The 23,966-nt window shown below is 39.9% G+C and carries 20 protein-coding genes; all 20 read right to left on the bottom strand.

Annotation, left to right across the window (positions count from 1 at the left end; genetic code table 11):
• Positions 1 to 167: 167 nt before the first annotated feature.
• A complete protein-coding gene (gene nusB / locus HXT19_RS02990; protein WP_101887816.1) occupies positions 168 to 698 on the bottom strand; it encodes a transcription antitermination factor NusB in 531 nt (176 codons plus the stop codon).
• A gap of 163 nt (positions 699 to 861) precedes the next feature.
• A complete protein-coding gene (gene efp, locus HXT19_RS02985; protein ID WP_004115197.1) occupies positions 862 to 1,425 on the bottom strand; it encodes an elongation factor P in 564 nt (187 codons plus the stop codon).
• Positions 1,426 to 1,561: 136 nt separating this feature from the next.
• Positions 1,562 to 2,506, bottom strand: coding sequence for a hypothetical protein (locus tag HXT19_RS02980; RefSeq protein ID WP_174191086.1), 945 nt, complete (start codon positions 2,504 to 2,506; stop codon positions 1,562 to 1,564).
• 127 nt (positions 2,507 to 2,633) lie between these two features.
• A complete protein-coding gene (pyrE, locus tag HXT19_RS02975; protein WP_004111772.1) occupies positions 2,634 to 3,326 on the bottom strand; it encodes an orotate phosphoribosyltransferase in 693 nt (230 codons plus the stop codon).
• An 85-nt stretch (positions 3,327 to 3,411) separates the two neighbouring features.
• Complete coding sequence (locus tag HXT19_RS02970) at positions 3,412 to 4,407, bottom strand: dihydroorotate dehydrogenase (RefSeq protein ID WP_004111773.1); 996 nt, start codon at positions 4,405 to 4,407, stop codon at positions 3,412 to 3,414.
• A gap of 6 nt (positions 4,408 to 4,413) precedes the next feature.
• Positions 4,414 to 5,322, bottom strand: a complete 909-nt coding sequence (locus tag HXT19_RS02965) for a dihydroorotate dehydrogenase electron transfer subunit (protein ID WP_004138030.1) — start codon at positions 5,320 to 5,322, stop codon at positions 4,414 to 4,416.
• A 188-nt stretch (positions 5,323 to 5,510) separates the two neighbouring features.
• Complete coding sequence (pyrF, locus tag HXT19_RS02960; protein WP_004111775.1) at positions 5,511 to 6,545, bottom strand: orotidine-5'-phosphate decarboxylase; 1,035 nt, start codon at positions 6,543 to 6,545, stop codon at positions 5,511 to 5,513.
• An 84-nt stretch (positions 6,546 to 6,629) separates the two neighbouring features.
• A complete protein-coding gene (locus tag HXT19_RS02955) occupies positions 6,630 to 8,042 on the bottom strand; it encodes a dihydroorotase (protein ID WP_004111776.1) in 1,413 nt (470 codons plus the stop codon).
• A gap of 87 nt (positions 8,043 to 8,129) precedes the next feature.
• A complete protein-coding gene (gene pyrB / locus HXT19_RS02950) occupies positions 8,130 to 9,359 on the bottom strand; it encodes an aspartate carbamoyltransferase (protein WP_004137971.1) in 1,230 nt (409 codons plus the stop codon).
• Positions 9,360 to 9,470: 111 nt separating this feature from the next.
• On the bottom strand, positions 9,471 to 12,743 hold the full coding sequence (locus HXT19_RS02945; RefSeq protein WP_004138075.1) for a bifunctional [glutamine synthetase] adenylyltransferase/[glutamine synthetase]-adenylyl-L-tyrosine phosphorylase: 3,273 nt from the start codon (positions 12,741 to 12,743) through the stop codon (positions 9,471 to 9,473).
• A gap of 49 nt (positions 12,744 to 12,792) precedes the next feature.
• Positions 12,793 to 13,647, bottom strand: a complete 855-nt coding sequence (gene metF, locus HXT19_RS02940; protein WP_004137981.1) for a methylenetetrahydrofolate reductase [NAD(P)H] — start codon at positions 13,645 to 13,647, stop codon at positions 12,793 to 12,795.
• Entirely contained in the window at positions 13,644 to 15,980 is a 2,337-nt protein-coding gene (gene metE / locus HXT19_RS02935) for a 5-methyltetrahydropteroyltriglutamate--homocysteine S-methyltransferase (protein ID WP_004138028.1), read from the bottom strand. The genes metF and metE overlap by 4 nt, the downstream gene beginning before the upstream one ends.
• Before the next feature lie 176 nt (positions 15,981 to 16,156).
• On the bottom strand, positions 16,157 to 16,714 hold the full coding sequence (locus HXT19_RS02930) for a SixA phosphatase family protein (protein WP_004117220.1): 558 nt from the start codon (positions 16,712 to 16,714) through the stop codon (positions 16,157 to 16,159).
• Between the two features lie 17 nt (positions 16,715 to 16,731).
• On the bottom strand, positions 16,732 to 17,835 hold the full coding sequence (locus HXT19_RS02925) for a tRNA (adenine-N1)-methyltransferase (RefSeq protein ID WP_020759509.1): 1,104 nt from the start codon (positions 17,833 to 17,835) through the stop codon (positions 16,732 to 16,734).
• 36 nt (positions 17,836 to 17,871) lie between these two features.
• Positions 17,872 to 18,936, bottom strand: a complete 1,065-nt coding sequence (tsaD, locus tag HXT19_RS02920) for a tRNA (adenosine(37)-N6)-threonylcarbamoyltransferase complex transferase subunit TsaD (RefSeq protein WP_013399577.1) — start codon at positions 18,934 to 18,936, stop codon at positions 17,872 to 17,874.
• Positions 18,929 to 19,537, bottom strand: coding sequence for a ribosomal protein S18-alanine N-acetyltransferase (rimI, locus tag HXT19_RS02915; protein ID WP_004111784.1), 609 nt, complete (start codon positions 19,535 to 19,537; stop codon positions 18,929 to 18,931). Before rimI ends, tsaD begins: the two co-directional genes overlap by 8 nt.
• A gap of 20 nt (positions 19,538 to 19,557) precedes the next feature.
• Complete coding sequence (gene tsaB, locus HXT19_RS02910; RefSeq protein WP_004117227.1) at positions 19,558 to 20,352, bottom strand: tRNA (adenosine(37)-N6)-threonylcarbamoyltransferase complex dimerization subunit type 1 TsaB; 795 nt, start codon at positions 20,350 to 20,352, stop codon at positions 19,558 to 19,560.
• Between the two features lie 38 nt (positions 20,353 to 20,390).
• The gene (gene tsaE, locus HXT19_RS02905; protein ID WP_020760277.1) at positions 20,391 to 20,906 is read right to left on the bottom strand and encodes a tRNA (adenosine(37)-N6)-threonylcarbamoyltransferase complex ATPase subunit type 1 TsaE; all 516 of its coding nucleotides are present in this window, start codon (positions 20,904 to 20,906) and stop codon (positions 20,391 to 20,393) included.
• 118 nt (positions 20,907 to 21,024) lie between these two features.
• The gene (gene holA / locus HXT19_RS02900) at positions 21,025 to 21,996 is read right to left on the bottom strand and encodes a DNA polymerase III subunit delta (RefSeq protein ID WP_004115218.1); all 972 of its coding nucleotides are present in this window, start codon (positions 21,994 to 21,996) and stop codon (positions 21,025 to 21,027) included.
• A 126-nt stretch (positions 21,997 to 22,122) separates the two neighbouring features.
• Positions 22,123 to 23,946 carry a ComEC/Rec2 family competence protein gene (locus HXT19_RS02895; RefSeq protein ID WP_101887819.1) on the bottom strand — a complete coding sequence of 608 codons (1,824 nt, stop codon included), beginning with the start codon at positions 23,944 to 23,946 and terminating at the stop codon, positions 22,123 to 22,125.
• Between the last annotated feature and the right edge of the window lie 20 nt (positions 23,947 to 23,966).

Genomic DNA, 23,966 nt, shown 5'->3' with positions numbered 1-23,966 from the left:
GCCGATAATAGCTATCAACAATTTCTCAATGCAAATTATTATTACGAATTCATTATTACGAATTCATTATTACGAATTCATTATTACGAATTCATTATTACGAATTCATAATAAAAAAAAATCCGCTTAACGCTACTGCACTAAACGGATTATACGCAATTTTAAATTCACTCAGCAGAATCAGTATTAAATTCATTAGAAGATTGTTCAACATCTGAAGAATCAGCTGCTTCAGTTTCATTAACTTCTCCAGCAGTATCTTCCGCAGATGCCTCACCATTAAACTTTGCTAAGCAAGCTTCTTTGTCTGCCATAATCGCGCTTAACAAGCCATGAATAAACGCAATAGCATCATCATCACTATACATTTTTGCGAGAGAAATAGCCTCATCGATAGCTACCTTATCTGGAACTTCGTCGTTTAAGAGAATCTCCCATACGGCTATTCGCAAAATATTACGATCAATCACAGCCATTCTTCCGACTTTCCAGCCAGTAGAATAACGATTCAATGTCTTATCAATCCTATTTCTACGTTCACCAACTCCTCGAATAATATCAACAGCATAATCTGGAAGAGGAGTTTGCGCACCTGGCTCCTTCAAACGTTCTTCAAGCAAAGAAAGAATATTTTGATTCTTTTCATCTGCTTCATACAGCGTATTCAAAGCCCTTTTGCGAGCGGTGGAACGTGCCATAGTATCGTCTTTCTATCAAACTACATAGTCTTATAGATCATTAAAGTCTACAAGAATTAAACTTACATCAATATATATCAAATATTGCACAAAATAGCTATTGCAAAATAAAACGACTCAGCAACAAGAATCGCCGCCGAGTCGCTTTATACAAAAAATTTAATTAGTTTTCACGACCAAGGTAAGAGCCGTCACGAGTGTCGACCTTCACCTTTTCGCCTTCACCCACGAAGAGTGGAACCTGGATTTCAGCACCGGTTTCCACGGTTGCAGGCTTAGTACCAGCGTTAGAACGATTGCCTTGCAAGCCTGGCTCAGTGTGAGTAATAGTCAAAATCACGGAAGCTGGAAGCTCAACGCTCAAAGGAGTGCCGTCATGGAAGCTTACGATGCAGTCGGTGCCTTCAAGCAAATACTTGCTTTGTTCACCAACTAAGTCCTTAGGAATATAAACCTGATCATAAGTGTTCATATCCATAAAGACGAAGTTATCGCCATCTTCATAAGAGTACTGCAACGTGCGATTATCAACGGTCTCGAACTCCATTTTCATGCCGGCGTTAAAAGTCTTGTCGACAATCTTGCCCGAGAGCACGTTCTTAATGGTGGTACGCACAAAAGCAGGACCTTTACCTGGCTTAACATGCTGGAACTTGATGACGGTCCAAAGCTGACCTTCAAGGTTCAAAACCGATCCATTCTTAATATCATTGGTAGTCTGTGCCACGAGTTACCCGTTTCTTTCGTTAATTAAAGCTGCAATTTACACAGCTAAGAAATAAACCTTGCCTATTATGCCACAAAGCGTCAACTAATTAAAAATAACAACTAAAATAACAACACGCATTTAACGCGATTATTCGTCACTCTTGATCGTTTTGTTCCGACGACTCTGAGTTTTGACTACGACCCATTGGAATATAGCCACCTTGATCATCCTGAGGATGTGGAGCATCAAAAGGATACCCATTGCCATCTCTACTTAAAAATCTATCGCTCACTTTTTTAATTCTATCTTCATACTGGCTTATAACAGCTTTTATTTTTTGATAAGACTGTCTTAACTCTTGATAATTATTGCTGCTTTTAGCAAGAGCATTACCAGCATCATTAATAGCATTTTCTAGACTTTTAGAAGCAACAGCTAAAATAGGCAAATCTTTCGCTTTTTCTACAAGCTCTCTAGCTTTTTTAACAAGATTTAACAATTGATCGCCAAAAGAAGTTCTGCTTGTTTTTAAAAGATTATCAGAAGATTTTTTAAGCGAATCAGCATCTTTACTCAAAGTATCCAACTGGTTGGAAAGCTTATTTTCGACTGATGGTGAATCGTAAGAACTGGCTCCAACTGGACAATCTGAAATATCATTTTTCAAATCATCATTGGCATAATTTAAGGAAGATTGAAAATCGTCAACAGCATCCTTAACTGAATCAAAATCAGCATCAAAATCGGAAGATTTTATTTCAGAAGCATCATGCACGTTTTGGCTTGAAATGATTTTTTTAAGATTAGCTTTAGCTGAAAGAACTTGTGTACGCAACTGCACGCACTTTTTAGATGGCTCGCCCGCGTTTATATTACTCTTAGAACTATTCGCAAACAAAGACAACCATATTCCGATAACAATTGCCACTGCAGTAAGTGAAATAGATATAATCACTGCAATAGCTTTCTTATCGCTTAATAATGATCTGTTTGAATCATTACTAGACCGATCAAAAATGACATCTTGCTCATACTCAGGCGGATTATTAAATGAAGCTATATCATTCAAATTCTGATATTCGTTATTGTCCTCTTTCATAATCCGCCATTCCTGTTTAACAAACCTATGTATGAATAAAATAGCAAGAACACAACTCATACATGACTTATATAATTGCTTGATTATATAAGTCTATAATTGTATAAGTCTATATTGCACAAACAATTTACGCACCATATTCTCGCAAATAATTTTCAGCTCGAGCAGCTAAATTCTCATCCATAACAGCACTTCCGTCATTATTAGTAAGTTTTTGTGCTGCAGCAAAAATTTCACGCACGTTAGCAATTGGCAACACTGGGAATCCAAACTCCTGCTCTACTGCTTTTACTGCAGAAAGCTCACTATCTTTCGTGCGTTCCATTCTGTCTACTGCCAAAATCAAGCCTACAACTTGCACATTTGCTTCCGCTTTAAGCTTTGGCAAAGTTTCACGAACTGCAGTTCCAGCTGTCATCACGTCGTCAACTAACAGAACTTTCATGCCGTCTTTTAACGGTTTTCCAACCATAATTCCGCCGTCGCCATGGTCCTTTCGCTCTTTGCGATCGAAAGTAAAACCAACAGGCATATTGTGATTATTCGTCAAAGCCATTGCCGTAGAAACTGCAAGCGGAATACCCTTATAAGCAGGACCAAAAACAGTATCAATATCTTTCGGAAGTTTGCCATCTTCAATTGCTGCAACAACGCGCTGAGCGTAATATGCCCCTAAGCTCGCGATTTTCATTCCGTCGTCAAAAGCTCCAGCGTTAATAAAATAAGGTGATTGACGACCAGATTTTAGCGTAAAGTCACCAAATTTAAGTGCGCCTGAATCAAGCAAAAACTTTGTAAAACGTTCGTCTAATTCTGCCATAATTAGCTCTCTTTCTTAAAATACTTTCTAAATACTTTCTAAATACTTTCTAAATACTTTCTAAATACTTTCTAAATACTTAATTTCAGCGCCAAGTCTTTCCTTCGGCAAGTAAAGACGCAAGCTTTGGACGCGAATCAAGCAAATCGTCAAGCTCGCGTGCAATGCGAATAGGAGCAGTAGGATCTACCAAAGCGGCAGCACCAACTTCTACAGCATTCGCGCCAGCATACAAGTATTCCAAAGCTTTTTCGCCAGAATCAATGCCACCAATGCCAATAATTGGAATATCTGGCATAGCTTGACGCACTCGCCACACAAACCCAAGTCCAATCGGGAAAATAGCAGGACCTGAAACACCGCCAGTACGGTTTGCAATAATCGGCTCGCCTGTTCGAATATCAATTCGCAAACCAACAAGCGTATTAATCATGCTTAAAGCATCCGCTCCAGCATCAACTGCAGCTTTGCAAATCGAGACTATATCAGTAACGTTTGGAGTCATTTTTACAATCATTGGTTTATCTGTCATTGCGCGAAGTCGCTTAATTAAGCGGTGCAATGCCACTGGATCCGTGCCAACGCTCATTCCGCCGTGAGTCACGTTTGGGCAACTTACGTTAATTTCAAGCATGTCTGCAGAAGAATCTGCAAGCTTTTCAACAACTTGAGCATAATCGTCATCACTGTGGCCAGCAACATTTGTGATTACAAGCGCTCCAAGCTTTTTTAACTTTGGAAGCTCGTCTACTAAATAGTGGTCAACTCCAGGATTTTGCAAACCAACAGCATTCACCATTCCAGAAGGCGATTCAGCAGTGCGCGGAGCAGGATTTCCTTGCCAAGGAACAGGTGAAACACCTTTTGTGCAAATTGCACCAAGCTGACTCACGTCGTAAAAGTGAGCGCAAGCCGCAAGCTGAAACGTGCCAGACGCTGTTCCAACCATGTTTTTCCATTCAACTCCAGCAACTTTAGTTGAGTGCTTCCAAACGTGGCTTGTGTCAAATCCCAGAGTTGATGCATTATTTTGCGCGCTATTTTGCACATTCTCTAAAGTATTATTCATTTCGTTACTCATATCTTTTTACTCCCAGCCTAATCTTTCAGAGTCAAACACTGGTCCTTCGTTACAAACTTTAAGTCTGCCTTCTAAAGTATCTACAACGCAAGCAACACAAGTTCCATATCCGCATCCCATTCTTGCTTCTAGGCTTAATTGACATTTAACATTACGCTCATGCGTCCAATGAGCTACAGCCTTCATCATTGGCATAGGACCGCAAGAAAGAACAACAATAGGCAAATCGCCATTAAAATCAAAATGATTTTCTTGCTCTAGTTCATTAAGCAAAGTAATAACAGTTCCTTGCGCGTTGCTAATGCTATAAACATTATCAACGTATTCCTTCATAAATGAGTCAGCAAAATGATTATCGCGATATCCAAGAACCGCAGTCACTTTGCAATTCTTGTTTTTTGCAATCGCCTGTGCAGCACAAATCAAAGGAGGAACACCCAATCCCCCGCTTACAAGAACATAGTGCGCTGGCTTAGAAATATCAAAGCCCAATCCTAATGGTCCTAAAGCGTCTACAGTGTCTCCTGCTTTAAGCTGCGCAAACTCGGCAGTGCCCTTACCAATCACAGCAAAAATAAGAGTAAAAGTATCTCCATCAACGCTTGCAACACCAAATGGTCGAGGAAGCATAGTCGTAGAATCTGGAGAATATAAGTTAACAAATTGCGCAGGAGTGGCAGTTTTAGCAATAGCATCATCGCGCAAAACTAAGCGATACACACCTTCATCAAGCTTTTGATTATCAAGAACTTCTATAGCACGGCGACCTAAAAGACGAGTGTATTTTAAATCATCAGCGTGCAAACTTTTTGCACTAAAAGAATCTGCGCCCGAAGAATCATAAGCGTCTTCACGTAACGTAAATATGGCGTTTCTCAAAGATTTTCGAGTTTGAATAAACATGCCATCACTCATCTAGTTTTACCCTACCTTATGTAGTCGTATCGTTGCGTAATTTAGCTATCTTTAGCTATTTTTAGTTTTAGTTATATTTAGTTATACATGCATAATTGTTTTTACACGCGCATATTCACAATTTTGACACAATGACCTTGAAACATTTCCGAATTGTGATTCGCTTTGCATTAACACTAACACACGATTTATTTATATACTGCTTGTCTTAAATCATCCCTCATGTTTAAAGCAGATTTGCGAGCAGAATCAGATACAATCTCAAGAATATTATTAAGAGAAAGAGAAGACTTGTTTTTAACATAATCTTGCGATTTTCGCCAAGAACCAATAATTCCGCGAGAAGAATTCACTATTGCACCTCGACCATTTTCATCAAACATTCCAGCAACATCTTGTGCCGTTCCACCTTGTGCGCCATAACCTGGAACAAGGAAGAAAGTGTGCGGCATAATCTCGCGCAAACGCTTACCTTCTTCTGGATGAGTTGCTCCCACTACTGCTCCTACTCGCGAATACCCTCTAGTCCCAATATTTGATTCACCCCATTTTTCTATCAAACCTGCCATATGCTCATAAACTGGTTTGCCATCTTCAACAACAAGTTCTTGAAGCTCTTTGCTAGAAGGATTAGATGTGCGTAGAAGAACAAAAATATTTTTATTACGCGCTACTGCCTCATCTATAAATGGCTTAACACCATCTGAACCCATATACGGGTTTACAGTAAGCGAATCCTCGTGCCACACATCTTTTGTACTAGCGCTTTTAAGAAGATTAACTAAAGATTCGTTAAAATCGTAAGAATCATCTTTGAAATACGAATCAAGATTAGCGAATCCTCGCAAATGTGCTGCATACTGAGCTGCAGTGGAACCAATATCGCCTCGTTTTGCGTCACCAATAACAAATAACCCACGTGATTTTGCATAATCACAAGTCATAGCATAAGTGTCTATTCCAGCTGAACCAAGCGCCTCATACATTGCAATTTGCGGCTTAACAGCTGGAACAATGTCATAAATCGCATCAATAATCGCACGATTAAACTCAAAGTACGATGCAGCAAGCAAGGTTGGCAAAGCCTCTTCATCTTCGACTTCTTGCAAAACTTCATCAGATAATCCACTTAAAATTTGCGCAGGCAAAATCCCAGGCTTTGGATCTAATCCAACAACAGTAGGGTTTTGCTTCGCTGCTATTTCTTCTATTAGTTCGTCCATATTGTTCCTCTACTAGCCGCAAACTATTTTTTAGTTTTTAGTCTTTGTCTTTACTTATAAAACACGACTTATAAAATACACAAATTACATACGAGAAAAGGCGATCTCTGAGCCAACAATAGTAGCCACTGGTCTTCCCTGTAACTGCCATCCTTCAAATGGAGTATTACGAGCCTTTGAATGGAATGAATTCGCATCAACGCTCCATTTTTCACGCATATTAATAAGCACTAAATCAATATTTTCTGGATGTTCAGTTTCACTTAATTTTAATGTTCGTCTCACGGCACAACGCGAAGACACGTTAAGCAAAGCTGCAACATCTGTAGGCCTTCTACTCATAAATTGCATAGGATTAATCGACATAAGTTCAATTAAGTGCTTATCATCCGTATATCCTGCATCAACAAGAACTTTACGGCATACACCATAAGCACATTCCAAACCAATAATCCCATTTGGAGTATTAGCAAAATCGCCAGCTTTATCACCTGCTGTGTGAGGAGCATGATCTGTGGCAATCATATCTATAGTGCCATCTGCAATAGCAGCAAGAGTTGCCTGTCGATCCGCTTTAGATCTTAGTGGTGGATTCATCTTTGCCATTGACCCATACTTAAGCACATCCTCATCGCAAAGAGCAACGTAATGTGGGGCTGTTTCGCAAGTAATCGGCAAACCTTCCTTCTTGGCTTTGCGAATAGCTTCAAAAGCAGCAGCCGTACTAACATGCTGGAAGTGCACGTGAACACCTGTTTTGCGAACTGCTTCTATATCCCTATTAACAATCGCAAGCTCCGTAGACGCAGGAATTCCGCCAACACCTAGAATTTTAGCAACTGGTCCTTCGTTTACCGAGCCATAATCATGGTGCTCACAATGCTCAAGAAGCGGTAATCCTGTTTCTTTCGCCATTTTAAGAACGTCTAGCAAAATCGAATTTGTAACAGCAGAACCATCATCACTTATGGCAGTAATTGGATGCTTTTTCATAGGCGAAGTTTTTTGATTATCATCAACACCATGAACATATTTTTTCCAAAGTTCAATATTGCTTGGTTTTAAACCTTGCCTACTTATTGAAGCACAAACACTTAAATCGTAGTGGACTGGCAATTTTACGCCATAAATACACCCGTATCTTTGCAAAAAATCTATAACGTTTTCTACATCAAAAGGAGCATCATTCCAAGGCTCACCGTCAACAGCTGGAATTGTGTTTGGCATAATCAACACATTCGTATATCCTCCAGCAGCCGCAGCATTGCCCCCAGTCATCATTGTCTCTTTATCAGTTTGACCAGGATCCCTAAAATGCACGTGCGGATCTGCAAAACCAGGAGCAACAATCCAATCGCTTGCATCAATTTCCCCGTAAATTCGGGCATTTTGCTCAATTAAAGCGTCTTGTCTAACGCCATCTACAACCAAATCGATTCGCTCGCCAGTATCCCAAACGGCAATATTTCGCAAGGTTAACATGCGTGAGTCGTTCATATTGCTCCTAGTTTTGCTTATTTCTATTTTTTATTCAGTTTTATTTTTAATTTTGAATTATATTATTCACGTATATTCTACTTGGATTCACTGCAATTCTTCATCACAATACAAGCAATGATACTCATGTTTATCTGACTCAGCTTTATAGAATCTACGCTTAAGAGTCAACTCACTATTTGTTATGCAACGAGAGTTAGGACATATAAGATTTTCTGGAGCATTCTCGTCAAATATGTGAACGCGAGGATTAGCCAACGAAATTCCATGAGCATCGTAAGCTTCCAACTCATCTTTAGGAACATTGACAAAATCAGTCGGTTCATATCCTGGAAGATCATCTCCAAGAACAGAGCTTTCTAATGCCATTCGCATAAGCATGCCATTCTTAACCTGTTCAAAATATGCTGCACGAGGATCGTCATCAACATCAACAGCGATTTCGTTAATTCTAGGAAGTGGATGAAGCACTGGCATATAAGATTTTGCTTTTTGCAATTTTTCTTCTGTCAAAATGTAAGTGTCACGAAGTCGCAAGTATTGCTCGCGATCTGTAAAACGCTCTTCTTGCACGCGAGTCATGTAAAGAACGTCTAGACTGCCAATAACTTCCATCAAATTGCGCGTTTCTTCGTAAGAGCACGAAGGTGTATCATTAATGCGGTCGATTACGTACTGAGGAGTTTTAAGCTCATCTGGGCTAATTAGCACAAAGTGAACGTTTCCAAAGCGGCATAAAGTTTCGATAAGCGAGTGAACAGTGCGGCCGTATGTTAAATCTCCACATAAACCAACTGTTAAATTATTCAGCCTGCCAAATCGTGCAAGAATTGTAGCTAAATCTGCAAGAGTTTGAGTAGGGTGCATATGACCACCATCTCCTGCGTTAACAACAGGAACACTTCCTGCATGCGACGCCACAAATGCAGCACCTTCTTTAGGATGACGCATAGCTACAACATCTACATAATTTGACACCACTTTTAAAGTGTCGCTAACTGTTTCGCCTTTGCTTGCACTAGAAAGCTGAGCGCCTGCAAAACCAATCACCTTTCCACCTAAGCGAAGCATTGCTGTTTCAAAGCTTAGTCGCGTTCTCGTGCTCGGCTCATAAAAAAGAGTGGCCAACACTCTGCCATCGCAAGTGTGGGCCACTTCTTTTCTGTGCTCGTCAATATATCGGGCTTTGTCTAAAAGCATTCGTATTTGCGCCGTGGAAATATCGTCTAAAGTAACAACGCTTTTGTTTGCTAACGATTGAGCAATTGCGCAACGAGAAAAAACTTGATTAGAAGAATCAGAAAATGCGTTCGTCATAATAGAACCGCTTACCTTTCGCTAGTTGGCAAACGACCGCGACCACACGCGACCTTGTAGATTGTACACGATTTGTCAGACTTAGCGACACAATAAAAATGTTTCTAAATATTAGCGACAGTAGAAAATACGAGACATGACTTCGCGACATTGACGCATAACAGCCATTAAATCGTTTTCAAAAACGCGACCTTGGTTTGGATCGTACCCAAGATAAGTTGCGATTCCGCCTAAAGAATAAGAGTCTGTTGGAATAACATCCGCGCGCTCCAAGGAACCAGACCACAAGAAGTTCGCATTTCGCACTGCAGAACACATATGCCAGCATTTTTCTAACACATTTGCGTCTTCATCTTCGATCAAATTCAATTCTTTAAGCGCTTTCAACGCTTGCATTGTGCCAACTACGCGCAAGGACTCGTGTTTCCCAGCATATTGCAATTGCAGAAGCTGAACAGTCCACTCGACATCGCTTAAACCACCGCGGCCAAGCTTCAAATGTCTGTCTCTACTAACGCCTCTTGGTAAGCGTTCTGCTTCCATACGCGCTTTAAGCTTACGAATTTCCACCAATTGAGATTCGCTAAGAGGATCTGGTGAATAGCGCAAGTCGTTTACTACTCCGCTTAGCAGATCATCTGCCAAATCTTTCGACCCTGCAGCAAAACGCGCGCGCAAAAGTGCTTGATTTTCCCACGTACTAGCCCACTTCTGGTAATAATGCTCACACGATTCTAGAGAACGCACAAGCGGACCATCTTTACCTTCTGGTCGCAAATCTAAATCGACCATGATTTTTGGTTCTAAAGTAAGAGGACCTTGCAGAATATTGCGCAATATGTCTACAGTAGTCTGCGCGAAACGGTGAGCAAGATCAGATACGGAATCATATTCAATCTTGCAATCATCACCATTAGACGTCGGCTTATAAACAACCATCATATCCGCATCCGAGCAGAAGTTAACTTCCCTTCCGCCATAACGTCCTAGGGCAATAATGGCAATCGAAGCTTTACTCTCGTCTAAGCCCATTTTTAAAGACGCATCTTTCATAGACCATTGCAGAGCAGCATCAAGTACAGCATCAAACACATCACTCATCGCTTGCATAGAAGTATCATCGTCGATAATCCCGCACATCCAAGCAAGTGCTACTCGCTCAATTTCTTGCCTTCTTAAAGCGCGCAAAAATTGTGCAAAATCCGCAATACTGCTTGAATATCTTGCAACCATTGCTCGCGTTTGCATATCTAGACTTTCTCTGCCTCTAGGTGTAAGAGCCGAATCGTCTCCAAGCCAAGTTATTGACTGTATAGACTTCATCATTGCATCGCCTAAATAACGCGAATCAGACAAAACATGACAAAGCCTGCGAGCTGCGCTAGGAGAATCACGCAAAAATCCAAGATATGTGTTTTTTCCACCAAAACGCTCGGAAAGTCGCCTAAAAGCAAGCAAACCCATGTCGGGATTTTGCCCTTCTCCAAGCCATTTCAACACTGCTGGGAGCAAAATTCTGTGGATTTTAGCAGCGCGTGAAAGTCCATCAGTAAGCGCTTCAACATGCATTTGTGCAGCTTTTGCATCAGCAAAACCGATCGATGCAAAGCGAGCGCGAGCAGCTTCTGCAGACAACACAATAGGATCCGCATCCGTTTGCGCATTGATTGGCAGCATTGGACGGTAGTAAATATCTTTATGCAAGTGCCTAATTTCTCGGCGCGCTTTGTCGAATCGTGCAACAAGCTCTTCTGGCTTAAGTCTAACAGATCTAGCAAGACGCCTGATTTGTTCGTTATTGTTAAGCTCTTCCGCACTAATGCTTCTAGCGCGATCTAATCCACCATTTCCTTGGGCACCTAAATCTGGGAATAAATGAGTGCGTTGCATACTCCACATTTGCTGGCGATGTTCAAGAACACGCTCAAAACGGTAGTGTTCTGCCAAAATTGCAGCTTGCGACCTAGAAACGTATCCTCCAGCAGATAGTGCATTAAGCGCGCCTAAAGTATCTCTAACTCGCAAAGACTTATCTTCACTTCCGTGCACAAGTTGCAGCATTTGAACTGTAAACTCAACATCTCGCAATCCTCCGCGCCCAAGCTTCATGTCTAAATCTCGCTGAGACACAGGGATCAAAGACTCTACTCGCTGTCGCATATGTTGGCAATCTGCAACAAAGTGTTCTCTACCAGACGCTTTCCAAATAAGCGAATCTGCCATTTGTCTATAATCTTTACCTAGCTGCGCATCTCCTGCAGCTGGCCTCGACTTCAGCAATGCTTGAAACTCCCAGCTACTTGCCCACTTTTCGTAGTATTCGTGATGTGATTCCAAGCGCCTAACAAGAGGTCCATCTTTGCCTTCTGGTCTTAGCGCTGTATCAATTTGCCATAATGGTGGCTCCGCACAACCCATAACAACCGATTGACACACTTTTTGCAAAACAAGTGCAATAGAAGACCCAACTCGCAAAGCTTCATCTTGTTTAACGCCATTAGTTGGTTCTACTACATATATTAAGTCAATGTCTGAAACGTAGTTTATTTCTTGCGCTCCCAATTTTCCCATTGCTATTATTGCAAACCTGCAGCAACAAGATCCAGAAACTTGCCCGCGCGCAATCGCAAGCGCAGCTTCAAGAGCCGCATCCGCAGCATCCGAAAGTTTACGACTTATGTCTGGCTGTAATTCTACAGGGTCTGCGCTCGCCAAATCATATGCCATAATTGCGGCAATATGCTGGCGATATCTCGCTCTAAGAGCAGAAACAGCTTGTGCAAAAGGCATAGAGCTTATTGGAACAGTGCACGAATTGCAATTCTTTTCGTCATCTTTTTCTTCGTTTACTACTGTTGCACTATAAGATTGAATAGCTTGAAGTAAATCCGAAACACGTTCTTCTAAAGTCATGTGTAGTAAGTGATTTGGGTCATTTGCTGCAGCGTTTATTAAATCGGTGTGCGTTCTCATTAGCATCGCAAATGATTTAGATACTCCAAGAACTTGCATTAAAGACGCAAGTGGGCCTGTTATTAATGAATTATTCGAGTTCTCCGCAATATTTTCAACAGTTTTTTTCTGAGATTGATATATATCTTTAAACGCTAAAATTGCGTAATCTGGATCTTCTACTCTATTTATGCTTTCTAAGATTTTGAGCACATTAATTGAGTTATTCTCACAATTTTTGCAAATATCTTCTATGGTTTTACGAGCAGATTCTGGACGAGCAAATCCAGCTTTAACTAGAGTTCTGTATGATAAGTCAGTTTCTTTAGCAAAACTTAAATTAAAATCCGCATGCTGTTTTAAATCAGCGCCTAAATTATGATCTAAATCGCTATTACTGCTTTTTTGACTGCTCATACCGCCACTGTACATTGTGGTGCAGTACAACATAATCCTTGCACTGCACCACAAATCTACAAATTTACACTATCTTAGTAAAAAGTGGCTTAACGTTTGACCAAATGCTTCTGGTAACACCAGGACGATTCATTGTGTACAAGTGTATCCCATCTACGCCTTCCGCAACTAAATCGTTAATCTGTTGAGACGCAAATATGCTTCCAGCGTCTTGCAAGACTTCTGGGTTACTTCCCCATCGCTCAATCATTGCTAAAACTGGCTCACTTATTTTAGAAGAGCACATTTTTGTCATTCGCTTAACTTGATTAGCATTTACAACAGGCATAACTCCAGCTTCAATTGGAACGTTAATGCCAGCTTTTCTAGCTAAATCCCTAAAGTGCAAAAAGTCATCATTATTGTAAAAAAGTTGCGAAATCAAGTGAGTTACTCCAGCATCAACTTTTCGCTTTAGATTATCGATGTCTTCTTGCAAAGTAACAGCTTCTGGATGTTTTTCTGGGTAGCATGCACCCAAAATAGGCAAATCTGGGCGCTTTGAGTGAATATATGATACTAAATCGCTTGCGTGATTAAATACTCCAGCAGCATTCTGATTTTCAATAACGTCTCCGCGCAAAGCTAAAACGCCACTAACGCCTGCCTTATCAAACATATCTAAAGCTTCGTCAACATCGTCATAATCCAAGTATCTTGCTGTTAAGTGAGCAACAGTTTTAATGCCATACTCCGATCGAATAGTGTTGGCGATTCTAGCAGTAGCAGTTCGATCCGAAGATTTTCCAGTTCCATAAGTTACAGATATAAAATCTGGATCCAATCCCCTTAAGCCATCTAAAGTGTCGTAAATCGTACCTATTGGAGATGTTCTTTTAGGCGGAAACACCTCTAGCGAAAACTTTGGTTTGTACGTCATTTTAGACTACCGCCCAATTCGCTTCTAACTGTTTTAGCTGCCGAAACAAGATTTTGCAAGCTAACCCAAGTTTCTGCATTTCCGCGAGTTTTCAAGCCACAATCTGGATTAATCCACAGCTTGTCTGCTGGCATTTTGTGCAAAATCTCGTGAATCCTGTTAACAATCTCATCTTCGCTAGGAACGCGAGGAGAGTGAATATCATAAACACCAGGGCCAGCTTCTGTTTCAAAGTTCGCGTTATGAATAGCGTCCAAAACAACTAGATCTCCGCGCGAAGCTTCAAACGATATCACGTCCGCATCCATTGCATCAATGTCTCGAATAATGTCGTTGAATTCCGAATAGCACATATGAGTGTGGATTTGCGTAGTAGCAGCTACAGCAGAGTGCACAAGACGGAAAGCTGCAATCGCCCAGTCCAAATACTTCTTATGCCAATCCGAACGTCTAAGCGGAAGCTTTTCTCGTAGCGCTGCCTCATCGATTTGAATTACGCGAATTCCAGCACGCTCCAAGTCCAAGACTTCATCTCGAATAGCAAGAGCAAGCTGCTGAGTTTGCTCTTCGTGCGTAATATCTTCGCGAGGCCAAGACCAGTTAAGAATCGTAACAGGCCCCGTTAGCATGCCTTTCATGACATGGTTTGTGCGGCTTTGAGCATACGCACTCCACTCTACTGTGATTGGCTGCGCTCTAGAAACGTCGCTCCAAACGATTGGAGGCTTTACGCATCGAGTTCCATAAGACTGCACCCAAGCGTTTTTTGTAAACTTAAATCCGTGCAAATGCTGGCCGAAGTATTCAACCATGTCGTTTCGCTCAAATTCGCCATGTACAAGAACGTCTAAGCCAATGCGCTCCTGGTGTTCTATGCACTCGTCTATTTGCTTGGCAATAAACGCGTTGTATTCTTCTTTGCTAATTTCGCCTTTTCTATAAAGCGCTCGAATCGATCTTATTTCTTTTGTTTGAGGGAAGGATCCGATAGTTGTTGTAGGCAAATCAGGCAATCCTAATGCTTCTTTTTGTAATTTTTGACGCTCCGCGCGAGATGGCTTTCGCTCAAAATCTTCTGGCTTAAGACTTGCGATTCGCGCTTTAACATTTTCGTCTACTTTTACTCTAGACCCATCGAATAATGCCTGATTTTGCGCTAATTCCTCGCTATTTTTAAGCTCATCATCATTCAAAACGCAAAGCTTAGCGATTTCGCTTACTTCTTTCAACTTTTCTACAGCAAACGCAAAATGCTTTAATACGTCTTCGCCAAGCTCTTCTCCATCCGTACTAAATGGAACATGCAAAAGCGAGCATGCAGTGGAAACAGCTATGCGATTAGTAACGTTTTTTTGCAAAGCATCTAGCAAGCCAAGGCTTTGCGCGTAATCATTTTTCCAAATGTTTCTGCCGTTTACAACTCCTGCAAAAATAGTTGTTTTCTCGTTTACTCCATATTTTTGCAAAGCTTCAAGGTTTTCTTCTTTGCCTTCTACAAAATCTAAGCCAATTGCATCAAATGCCAAATCGTTTAGTGTTTTGTACGAGTCTAAAATATTGCCAAAATAAGTGTTAAGCAAAATTTTAACGTTTTCAGCATTATCCGCGCTTTCAAATCTGCTTTGAAGAATCGGATTATATAAGTCGCTAAAAATCCTTAAATCTCCATCTTCTTTATCTAAGCACAAGTATGGTTCGTCGAATTGCAACCATTTTGCTCCAAGACTTGCAAATCGTTTTACAATATCGCAATACGCGTTTGCTAATGCTTCAATCGTCTCTTTGTTTGCTTCTAATTCTTGTGCTTGCGGGGTGCGCGCTAGTTTTAAGAAGGTGTATGGTCCAATCAACACTGGTTTTGTTTCAATTCCGAGTGCTTTTGCTTCATTGAACTCGTCGAATGGTTTTGTGCCAGCTAAATGCAAATCTTGCGGATTTTCTACTTCGGGAACAATGTAGTGGTAGTTGGTTGTGAACCACTTTTTCATTGGAAGCGCTGTTACGTCTCCGCGTTCACCTTGATATCCGCGTGCGATTGCAAAAAGCGTATCTTCTGCATTTTCAAACTCTAGATTCTTGTACCGTTCTGGCACTGCACCAAGCAGGATTGCTGTGTCTAGCATTTGATCATAATAGCTAAAATCATTACTTGGTATAAGTTCTATTCCAGATTCTGTTTGGATTTTCCAATGCTTTTTGCGCAAATCTTTTGCAACTTGTCTTACTTCTTCTAGAGTTGCGTCTTTTTTCCAATAGCGTTCAATAACTTTTTTAAGCTCGCGATTTGCGCCGATTCGTGGGAATCCCTGTACGGACGTAAGAACAGTATGCATATATCCTCCAAATAATTAACAACCTGATTCAGCCTAGCAAACATTTGGCTTAATGAGGTCATTAGCTATTTGGGGGTGTCGTTATAACCTAAACTTATATGCAGATTTATGCAGATGATTCGTGTGGATTTTATGCAAATTTTATAAGGATTTTATGCAAATTTATGCGTATTTTACTATTCAAAATCCTTTGGGGTTATAATTCCCAACGCTTTAGCTCCTCGCAAACCGCAAGATGCAAAAGGTACGTCGGATACTAAAACAATAATCGAAGCATTAGCTAACCCGAGTCGCATTGTTCCTAATATATCAGGATCTGAATCTGGAGAAGAAAGCCATTGCGCAGCCATCGACATTGTTGGCTCATGACCAATAATCATTGTTATTCTAGAATCGCTCCTAATCGCACAAAGCTCATCCATTACAGACTGCATTCCGCCATCATATAAGCTTTTTCTTGACGCTACTATTGGAGAATCTCCGAACTTTTTAAGCATTTTGTGCATCGTTTGTTCGGTGCGATTTGCACTTGAACAAATAATGTAGTCTGGAACAAGCTTTAGAGATTGCAAACCTTTTGCCATGATTTTTGCTTGTTTTAAACCTTTATCGCTAAGGTCCCTTCCCCAATCGTCTCCCATTGTTGGCGGCTGTGCTTTTGCGTGGCGCATTAGTAGCAGCACATATTTTGCGTGCTTTACTTTTTTAACGATTTTTTTGATTGACGCCGCCATTTTAATCTCCTCAGTCTTCAGTTAGCCTTATCAGGCTTTGGATTTGAGTTAGGTAATTGTGCGATTTGCAAATCTAAATCTCTAAGGACTTTTCTAAGCTTTCTATCGGATATATCTCTAAGAGACAAGTCTTCTAACTGTTCTGCGCGCTCTTCGGGAGTTAAGTCATCAATATCGCTAACAGTATCTTTTGTAGCACGATCGCGCTTTTTTAACGCATTAAATCCTTGCGCCATTGCGCGCGAAATAACCAGAAAACCAGTATGACCTATCATTGCGTGATCTGGTCTAACTGCTAAATCTTGTGCTTTCCAAGTTCTTTCTAACGTTTCTTGAATCTCTGGTTCTGTCCAAACTCCAGAAGCACGCAAACTTTGTGCCATTCTAGACATTTGCGTTGTGGTTGTTACGTACGCAACCAATACTCCACCTGGAGCAATAACTCTATAAGCCTGTTCAAGCCTGTTCCAAGGATCAAGCATATCTAGCATAATGCGATCAAAATAGCCTTCTGGAAGAGACTTTGCTACTGAGTCAAAATCTCCAGTTAAAAGATTCCACCATTCTGGTTTTTCGCCATAGTAAATTGTTGCGTTTAGTTGCGCGATTCTAGCAAAATCAGGTCTAAGCTCTATTGTTGTAAGCTCACCACTTTGACCAACAGCGTCTAAAAGACTTAAGCTCATTGCACCAGAGCCTGCTCCCGACTCTAAAACACGCATTCCAGAGCGAATATCTCCTAAAGAAATCACTTGTGCAATATCTTTTGGATACATGATTTGAGCGCCTCTTGGCATAGATAAAACGTAATCCGCCAATCGCGGACGCATAACTACATAATCCCATCCGCCTATTGCGCGGGCTGCCATCCATGGCTTGTTTGATTCTTTAGATGCGTCAAGCTGCTTATTGCTACGCTCAAAATCACGTTTTGTGCTAACTGTTGTTACTACAACACCTTGAGTTTTGCCAATAACATCGTCGTGCAAAATAATGCCGTGTTCGGTTTGTGTAACTCCGCCTTTAGTAAGCTGTGCTGTGATTCGCTTGCCTTTTCTATCGGTGAATTGGATTTTTTCACCAACTTGCAAAACTCCTCTACGTGCATAGCTTTCGTACACAAAACACCTCGCTTATCTTCAGAACGACTTTTACTATTATAAGCTAACGGTTGTAAGTGGCATTGCTGAATCGATTGCAAAATCTGGAGCGGACGGACGAACGCCTGCTTCCACCAAATTCACACCAAGCATTGCCACCATTGCTCCGTTATCTGTGCAAAGCTTAAGCTCTGGCAAACGAACTTCGATTCCATGCTCTTTGCCTTGCTCTAAAAGATGTTCTCTAAGTTGCGAGTTTGCAGAGAATCCGCCACCAATCAACAAAGTTTTTGAACCGTATTGCTCGCAGCCCATCATAGCTTTGCGAGAAAGAACATCCGCAACAGAGTTTGCTAAAGACGCACAAACGTCGTCAACTGGTATTTCTAAGCCTTGTGCTTGGCGAGCTTCCACCCAACGCGCAACAGCAGTTTTGACACCCGAAAAACTAAAGTCGTAAGGATGCTCTTTGCCAGAACGACCTTGCGTAAGACCTTGTGGAACTTTCAAAGTATTTGGATTTCCAAGGCGCCCGTGCCTATCAATATGCGGACCCCCTGGGTAAGGGAATCCAAGCAATCTAGCTACTTTATCAAAGCATTCGCCAGCTGCGTCGTCTAATGTTGTTCCAACAACATCTATACTGCGCGCAATGTTATTAACATGCAAAAGAGAAGTGTGACCTCCCGAAACTATAAGCGCTAGAACGTCTTTAGGTACATCGCCAAATTGCAATTGTGTTACTGCAATGTGTCCAATAACGTGGTTTATTCCATAAATCGGCTTTTTTGCTGCACTTGCTAGTGCTTTAGCTCCCGAAACTCCAACAGCTAAGCATCCTGCTAATCCCGGACCTGCACTTACTGCTATAGCGTCAATATCGCTTAAATCCATATTTGCATCTGCTAATGCTTTTGATACCACTGGCACGAATGCTTCTGCATGCGCGCGTGATGCGATTTCTGGTATAACACCACCGTAGCGTGCGTGTTCTTGCATTGAGGATGCTACAACGTTAGAAACTAATGTTCTTCCTTTAACGATTGCGGCTGCCGTTTCATCGCAAGTTGATTCAATGCCTAAAACTATTGGCTCGCTTGTTTTATTCATTGTTTCACTCATTATTATCCTCACTTTTAGCGCTGTTATAAGCTTCGCTAGATTCTTCTAAGCTTTTTGAGCTTTTTAAATTTTCTAAGTCTTCTAAATCGTCTATTTGTGCGCACATTGTATATGCGTCTATTCCTTCTGGCATATAGTATCTTTTTCTTAATCCCATTTTTGTAAAACCGAATTTTTCATACAGTTTTAGCGCTGGATTGTTATTTACCCTAACTTCTAAAAGCATTCGTTTTGCGCCTATTGATTTTGCATTTTCAATCATAGTTTTTAGAAGATTGCTTGCAATTCCTCGCTTTTGATATTCTTTTGCAACACCTATTGTCATTATTTGAGCGTCGTCGCCATCAAACCAAAATCCCGCATACCCAGCTACCGTATTTGTGTTTAGATCAACATCTGCATAATACGCGCGCATTGGTGCTTGTAACTCTTGCAAAATCATGTTCTTGTTCCAGCATCCTGGTCCAAACAAGTCTGCTTCGATTTTTGCAATTTGAGAAACTATTGCTTCATATTTTGCATAATCAATTTTCTCTATTGCGCAGCTTTGACTATTTGATGCACAAGCTGGATATTTTGAGCGAGTTATGTCTACAATCATATGTGTACTTCGCTTGAATCCTATTTTTCCGCCACTTTTGTAGCAGCGCCAGATCCCAAAACGTGCTTCAACGGGTTTGGAACAGATACGTCTGGTCTTCTTAAATAAAGCGGTTCAATAACGTCTTTTTGACTTGCGCACAGCTTAAATATCTCTAATCCTTTTACGCCTAAATCAAGAGCACTCGCCTCTGTAATTAAGCATATATTCCCGATTTTCTTCCAATCTTCAGCGTATTTTTTAGCACCATGGCCTGCAACGCAAACGCAATAATCGCAAATATTATTTGATTCAAAATATTGATTTACTCTTTCAACAATATTTGCAGGATAATCAATGTCCATTTCTATTACTGCACAACCACTATCGTCATATAAACTCATATAAACTTGGCGTCTTCTAGCGTCATTTAACGAAAGAACATACGTGTGTTTAGCTACGCAAGATTCATTATTTTCGACTATTTCACTATTAGAGATAACGCCATCTTTAAGCGATTCTTCAAAAGCGCCAGAACGAATCATTAAACTTTGTGGAAGCAAACTGTTGCATCCTAGAATCTTTGCGTTATTCGCAAAAGCAATCGCCTTAGCTGCAACCAACCCAGCTCTTAAACCTGTAAAAGGAGCAGGGCCTACTCCAACTACAATCTCGTCTATTTGATTAAGCTCTAGACCAGCATTTTTTACTGCAAAATCAATGTTTACTTGCAACTTTTCAACATGTGTACGCGAATCCGTTTCCACTATTGGCTTATAACCTACAACTCCAACTGTTGAACCATATGACGTATCTATAATCAGCGTATTGCTCATTTTTGTTCCTTAAATTAACCAACCAATTTAGCTTACTCTTAATCAAGAATTTTTAAGCGATCGCACCAGTCTCCTCCGACTGGAACAAGCGTTACAACGCGCTTGCCTTCACTTGTAAACTCATTTGACTTTTCTTTATCAATCGGTCTATCAATATGAATTTCAAGACGAACATCAGCAAGAACACCAGCCATCTGTTCTCCCCACTCCATAAGCACAACAGTTCCCTCTCCTGGTTCTTCCAATGCTTCATCTAAACCTAAAGATTCAAGCTCATCTAAAAGCCTAGAAACAGTGTCTTGCCCTGGAGCATAATCTTTTCCACCAAGCCTATAAGCATCTACATGAATAAGATTCGCAACTTTTCCATCAGAAAATGTGCCTTTTAGCTCTCTAGCAATAGTAAAAGTCGGGGAAACTATCGGATCTTTTATTCCCAAGCCCTGTCCAAAACCTTGCGCGAACGTTGTTTTTCCAGCACCAAGTGGACCAGAAAGCAAAATAACATCTGTCTCATGCACTATTTTTGCAATAGTTTTTCCAAGATCTCGCATACACGAATCAGTTGGAATTACTAGCTTTTTGATATTATGATTTTCCAAAATCACACACTTTCATATTAGACTTTTAACACTCTATGTTTTAACACTTTATGCTTTTAAAATTTTCACATTAACGCCCACGACAAGCAATCATGCTAATGCATTTTTCTAAAGCGTAATCAGCATCACTTGTTCCGCCTTTGCATTGCTCATCTGCCCACGCTAAACATTTAAAACACTTACGAATCCCATCATCGTTCCATCCACCTAAATCTCTCATAGCCATTTTTAACGCCCAAGGGTTAACTTTTGCTTGAGCATTAGAAATTTCCCCGTTTTTAACAGCTATAGCCTTTGTAATTATTCGCATTTTTGCAGCCAAAGCCCCAATCAATGCTATAGCATCAACGCCTTGTAAAATCGCTCTTCTTGATGCAAGAATAGCTTGAGCATAGTTACCTTCTGCAGCTTTATCTGCTACAAAAAATCCAGTTACTTGCGGATCCGATATTAAATATTGGTCAACTATTTTTAGTGTGATTGGGTTATCTTCAAAATCAAAGCACAATTGAGAACAAAGAGCCGCTAATTGATCGGTTTTCCCACCTAAGACTTCTGTTATGCGTCCAGCTGCTGCAGGCTCTATACTACGATTTTGCCTTTCAAAAAGACTTAGCACAAAATTCAATCTTGCATCATCTTTTTTAAGATCTGGTACAGTTATTTTACTTACTCCAGCTTTTTCAAGTTTTGTAACAATTGACTTTCCTTTAACACCTCCTTCGTGGCGCGCAATAACCCAGCAATCATTGTTATTAGATTTAGATTCTCTAGTACAAAACCCTATTATTGCTTCGACTAAATCTTCATTAGCTTGTTCAAGATTATTAATAACAACAATTGTTCCGCTAGAAAAAAGTGATGGTCCTGTAGCAGTTATAAAAGCATATTTATCGGCATTTAATGCGTCTAAATTTATAACATCTGCATCTGGGTAGGAGCCTAATATGCGAGTTTTTAAGTCGCGCGCGTTTAAATCATTTAAATACGCATCACCGCCAACCACAACTGTAAATGGCGCAAATTTTTTTAACGCTTGCATACGTACTCCTTAAGAATATTTATATTCTCACGATTTAACTAACGCGACTATCCTTGTTTTTATTTAATCCGCTTAATTTTGCACGCCTATTAATTGTACAAACTATATAAAACTTAAAACACTTAATCATTCAAAAAGTTTTGTTGAATCATTTATAAGCTGCTTAAAACGATTTGACTTAACTTGTAAAAGTATCCTTAAACTATTATATGATTCACTTTTTCTAAAATATTTATTTATGATAAGTACTAATAAAAAGATAGCGAATTCAGCAAACGCAATTAGCCACGCACCTAAAGATCCATTAACCCAAGGTATTGTTCCAATTTGTAAATCTCCCAAATACCATGCGCAATTTGCCATAATGTTTGTTCCAAAAGATGAAATTGTGGCAAAAATCAGAGAAATAGAATAACTCCAATTAGCGCATATAAGCGAAAGCAGACCAAATATTGTTGCAAAATCAACAAAAGGTGCAACAATTAAATTCGCTATAACAGATATAAAAGATACTTGCGGTTGCATTAATATTTGTACAGGAAGCGTAAAACACTGTGCACACAACGTTATGCTTAATGCGCTTGCAAGACTAGACGGCATATATCTTAAAAAGATTCTTCTTAAAGACATTCCACAAACAATTATTCCAAAAGTTGCGCAAACAGAAAGAGCAAACGAATAATCCCATGCATATTTTGGACAAATAAAAAGAACACTTATAACAGTTATACTTAAAGCACTAGCAGACTGGTATTGTCTAGAAAACATTAATGCCCCGGCAGAAATTAAACCCATTATAAGCGCTCTAAGAACAGATGCCGACGGATACACAATACACGATAAAAGAATATGACCACAAGCTTCAAATATTGCGCTCACTACTCTTGGCAAAAGCAAAAAAGCACATGTCTTACGAATAACGCAAGATAAAAGCAAAAAATGTCCTCCAGAAACCGCCATAAGGTGCATTATTCCAGCTATTTTGAATCTTTGTTTCATAGTATTCGCATAAGTGCTATCGATACTAACTTTTCGTAAATCTTCTACATCACTTAAATGCTCTTGTCCCAAAAGTCCTACAGTAAGACCAGGAACAAGCATTTGACCCTGTTCATCTAAAGAACTAGTCACATTGTAAAATTCTTTCCACAATGTATTTAGTAATCTCTTAAAAAGATTAGCTTTTTCAATAACTTCTACTTTATATAATTTCGTTTTATCTGTTTTGTTTGCTTTAGGAACTTGAATGTCTATCGCATGAGAGTCAAATTTTGAAATCGAAATTTTTCCAAAACTACTTATCTTGTATCCGTAGTTCATTATTTTGCAATCTGGATTAAAAGCGTAAAGTTTAGCAGACACAAAGCTTTTACTCCTACTAATAACTTTTTCTTTATCCATAATTTCAATCTGTTTTACATTCACGTTTAATACGCAATCCCCCTTAAAGGATTGCGATACTCTTGGAGGAGACGTTATATCCATAAGCAATCTGATGGATTGAACATCGTTTTTTCTATTAAATTTATATTCTGTATCACTTTGTCTTAGATCTTTAATAGCATTAAAAACAGGGTCCATATGTTCTATGTTTAGAATAATTGAACACATTATAAAAGCTGCTAGAAACGTACAAAAACTTGTTAAAAAAGCATGCTTGTATCCTATTATTTTTAATTTTTTAATTAACTCATAAAACTTTGATTTTATGCGACTTTTGTAATCAGTTGTATTCTTTAAGCGGCACGTAAAAATGCAATTCCCCATTGAAAAAATAGTATAAAAGCACAAAAGAGCAAATGATAATATTGCGATTATCATACAGAAAAAATCTTGTTGTGAATCAACTATAAATCGAGCGAATAAGCAACCAAACCATACGCTAAATGCAATAGGAACAAGCCTAAAATCTTTGTTTCCATTTTCAAGATCCCAATATAATTCTTTCATTTTCCAACCTTAAAAATAAC

This window comes from Gardnerella sp. DNF00038, from assembly GCF_049262855.1.
GTDB lineage: Bacteria > Actinomycetota > Actinomycetes > Actinomycetales > Bifidobacteriaceae > Bifidobacterium > Bifidobacterium vaginale.
Note: the sequence above shows the minus strand (reverse complement) of the source record. Positions and strands in the feature narration are given on the sequence as shown.

Bases quoted from the DNA above. Each gene is read 5' to 3' on its own strand.
- nusB (WP_101887816.1), bottom strand. From the start codon at position 698: ATGGCACGTTCCACCGCTCGCAAAAGGGCTTTGAATACGCTGTATGAA.
- HXT19_RS02980 (WP_174191086.1), bottom strand. From the start codon at position 2,506: ATGAAAGAGGACAATAACGAATATCAGAATTTGAATGATATAGCTTCA.
- pyrE (WP_004111772.1), bottom strand. From the start codon at position 3,326: ATGGCAGAATTAGACGAACGTTTTACAAAGTTTTTGCTTGATTCAGGC.
- HXT19_RS02970 (WP_004111773.1), bottom strand. From the start codon at position 4,407: ATGAGTAACGAAATGAATAATACTTTAGAGAATGTGCAAAATAGCGCG.
- HXT19_RS02965 (WP_004138030.1), bottom strand. From the start codon at position 5,322: ATGAGTGATGGCATGTTTATTCAAACTCGAAAATCTTTGAGAAACGCC.
- pyrF (WP_004111775.1), bottom strand. From the start codon at position 6,545: ATGGACGAACTAATAGAAGAAATAGCAGCGAAGCAAAACCCTACTGTT.
- HXT19_RS02955 (WP_004111776.1), bottom strand. From the start codon at position 8,042: ATGAACGACTCACGCATGTTAACCTTGCGAAATATTGCCGTTTGGGAT.
- pyrB (WP_004137971.1), bottom strand. From the start codon at position 9,359: ATGACGAACGCATTTTCTGATTCTTCTAATCAAGTTTTTTCTCGTTGC.
- HXT19_RS02945 (WP_004138075.1), bottom strand. From the start codon at position 12,743: ATGTACAGTGGCGGTATGAGCAGTCAAAAAAGCAGTAATAGCGATTTA.
- metF (WP_004137981.1), bottom strand. From the start codon at position 13,647: ATGACGTACAAACCAAAGTTTTCGCTAGAGGTGTTTCCGCCTAAAAGA.
- metE (WP_004138028.1), bottom strand. From the start codon at position 15,980: ATGCATACTGTTCTTACGTCCGTACAGGGATTCCCACGAATCGGCGCA.
- HXT19_RS02930 (WP_004117220.1), bottom strand. From the start codon at position 16,714: ATGGCGGCGTCAATCAAAAAAATCGTTAAAAAAGTAAAGCACGCAAAA.
- tsaD (WP_013399577.1), bottom strand. From the start codon at position 18,936: ATGAGTGAAACAATGAATAAAACAAGCGAGCCAATAGTTTTAGGCATT.
- rimI (WP_004111784.1), bottom strand. From the start codon at position 19,537: ATGATTGTAGACATAACTCGCTCAAAATATCCAGCTTGTGCATCAAAT.
- tsaB (WP_004117227.1), bottom strand. From the start codon at position 20,352: ATGAGCAATACGCTGATTATAGATACGTCATATGGTTCAACAGTTGGA.
- tsaE (WP_020760277.1), bottom strand. From the start codon at position 20,906: ATGCGAGATCTTGGAAAAACTATTGCAAAAATAGTGCATGAGACAGAT.
- holA (WP_004115218.1), bottom strand. From the start codon at position 21,996: ATGCAAGCGTTAAAAAAATTTGCGCCATTTACAGTTGTGGTTGGCGGT.
- HXT19_RS02895 (WP_101887819.1), bottom strand. From the start codon at position 23,946: ATGAAAGAATTATATTGGGATCTTGAAAATGGAAACAAAGATTTTAGG.